The 2,292-nt window shown below is 78.5% G+C and carries 2 protein-coding genes; one reads left to right on the plus strand and one right to left on the minus strand.

Features of this window, described 5'->3' with window-relative positions; all coding sequences use genetic code 11:
- The first annotated feature begins 52 nt into the window (after positions 1-52).
- Positions 53-1,765 carry a bifunctional 3'-5' exonuclease/DNA polymerase gene (locus ACIQOV_RS38060; protein ID WP_401055342.1) on the plus strand — a complete coding sequence of 571 codons (1,713 nt, stop codon included), beginning with the start codon at positions 53-55 and terminating at the stop codon, positions 1,763-1,765.
- 60 nt (positions 1,766-1,825) lie between these two features.
- Here the strand turns inward: ACIQOV_RS38060 and dhaM are convergent, their stop codons facing one another.
- A complete protein-coding gene (gene dhaM / locus ACIQOV_RS38065) occupies positions 1,826-2,218 on the minus strand; it encodes a dihydroxyacetone kinase phosphoryl donor subunit DhaM (protein WP_359910558.1) in 393 nt (130 codons plus the stop codon).
- Positions 2,219-2,292: the final 74 nt, after the last annotated feature.

A 2,292-nucleotide genomic window follows, 5' to 3' on the forward strand; every position in this document is an offset into this window, starting at 1 on the left:
CCCCGTACCCGTCCCCGCACGCCCGACCGCGCGCCGGAGAGGAGCAGCCCCCGTGGCGCCCAGGACCGCCCTCGCGCCCGACCCGCACGGCCCCGGCGGCCGGCTCCAGGCACTGGACGACGCGGGCGCCCCGCTCGGCCCGCCGGAGACCGTCCGCGACCTCGCCACCGCCGTCGCCGCCCGGGAGGCCGCCGACCACCCGCGCTGGGTCTGGGCCGCCACCGACTCCGGGTACGCCCCGCTGCTGCCGCAGCTGCCCGACCGGCTCGCCCGCGGCCACGACCTGCGGCTGGTCGAGGCGCTGCTGCTGGCGCACGAGGGCCGGTTCGGCGCGCCCCGGTCGCTCGGCGCCGCCTGGGCCCGGCTGCGCGGCCTGCCCGTCCCGGCGGACCTGCCCGAACCGGGCCTGTCCGACGCCGACGACGGCCAGGACACCCTGTTCGCCCCCGACCGGCTGCAACTGCCGCCCGGCGCCGACCCGTTGGCGGCCGTGGTCGCCGTCCACGCCGAACAGCAGCGCCGGATCGCCGCCCTCGCCGACCCGGGCGCCCGGCAGCGGTTCCGGCTGCTGGTCGCCGCCGAGTCGGCCGGCGCCCTGGTGGCCGCCGAGATGGCCCACGACGGCCTGCCCTGGCGGGCCGACGTCCACGACCACCTGCTCACCGAGCTGCTCGGCCCCCGCCCGACCGTCCCCGGCACCCAGCCCAGGATCCTCGCCGAGCTCGCCGTCGACCTCCAGCAGGCGCTCGGCGCCAAGCCCTTCAACCCCGACTCCCACACCCAGGTGCTGCGCGCCTTCGCCGAGGCGGGCATCCAGCTCGGCTCCACCCGCTCCTGGGAGCTCAAGGGCATCGACCACCCGGCCGCGCAGCTGCTGGTCCGCTACAAGGAGCTGTCCCGGATCCACGTCGCGCACGGCTGGGCCTGGCAGGACGCCTGGGCCCGCGGCGGCCGCTTCCGGCCCGAGTACGTGGTCGGCGGCGTGGTCTCCGGCCGCTGGGCCAGCCGCGGCGGCGGCGCCCTGCAGATCCCGCGGATCCTGCGCCGCGCCGTGGTCGCCGACCCGGGCTGGCTGCTGGTCGTCGCCGACGCGGCCCAGCTGGAGCCCCGGGTGCTCGCCGCGCTCTCCCAGGACGCCGGGCTGGCCCGCACCGCCGCCGGCGGCGACCTGTACGAGGCGCTCGCCGCCCACGCCTTCCAGGGCGACCGGGACAAGGCCAAGCTCGGCCTGCTCGGCGCCATGTACGGCCAGACCAGCGGCGACATCGGCCCGCTGCTCAACACCCTGCACCGGCGCTACCCGGCCGCGATGGGCTACGTCGAGGCCGCCGCCCGCACCGGCGAGGACGGCGGCGTGGTCGCCTCGCGGCTCGGCCGGGTCTGCCCGCCGGCCTCCGCCGACTTCCTCGACCTCACCGAGGGGGACGCCGCGGGCGAGGCCGGCGGCCGCACCGCCCGGGCCCGCGGCCGGTTCACCCGCAACTTCGTCATCCAGGCCAGCGCCGCCGACTGGGCGCTGGCCCTGCTCGCCGCGCTGCGCCGCCGGCTGAACGACCTGCCGGCGTCCGGCCCGGCGGACCGCCCGCACCTGGTGTTCTTCCAGCACGACGAGGTGGTCGTGCACACCCCGGCGAACCTCGCCGACGAGGTGGCCGCCGCCGTCGCCGAGGCGGCCGACGAGGCCCGCCGGCTGGTGTTCGGCGACACCCCGGTGCGCTTCCCGCTCAGCACGGCGGTGGTGGACTGCTACGCGGACGCCAAGTGAGCGGACGCCGGGCGCGCCCGCACCGTCCGGCCCGGCCCCGGGCGGCCCTGCGCCGGACGGTCAGAGCTTCCTGAACCCGCGCGCGTCCTCGGCCGCCGCGACCACCTCGGCCAGGTCCGCCCCGGTCGAGGCGGTGACGGCGGCGGCCACCGCGCCCTCCACGAACGGCGCGTCCGCCAGCCGCACGCCCGGGCGCGGCTCGTCCTCCAGCACCGTGACGGCGGTGAGCACCGAGCTGCCGAGGTCCGGCAGCACGACCACGCCCGCCCCGGCGTCGGCCCGCGCGATCGCCCCGGCGATCAGGTCGTAGCTGGTGCCGAGCCCGCCGTCCTCGGTGCCGCCCGCGACGACCACCCGCACGCCGTCCGGGGCGAGTTCGCCGAGCAGCTCGCGCAGCCCCTCCGCGAGCCGGGCGCTGTGCGAGACCAGAACAATGCCCACGTTCTCACTCATGCGGCCGACCCTACGGCCGGAACCGACTGCTCCGGGAGAGTGATCGGAATCCCGCGTGTCGCACCCCGTGCCCC

The sequence above is a fragment of the Kitasatospora sp. NPDC091257 genome (genome assembly GCF_044757675.1).
GTDB classification, from domain to species: Bacteria; Actinomycetota; Actinomycetes; order Streptomycetales; family Streptomycetaceae; genus Kitasatospora; species Kitasatospora lactacystinica.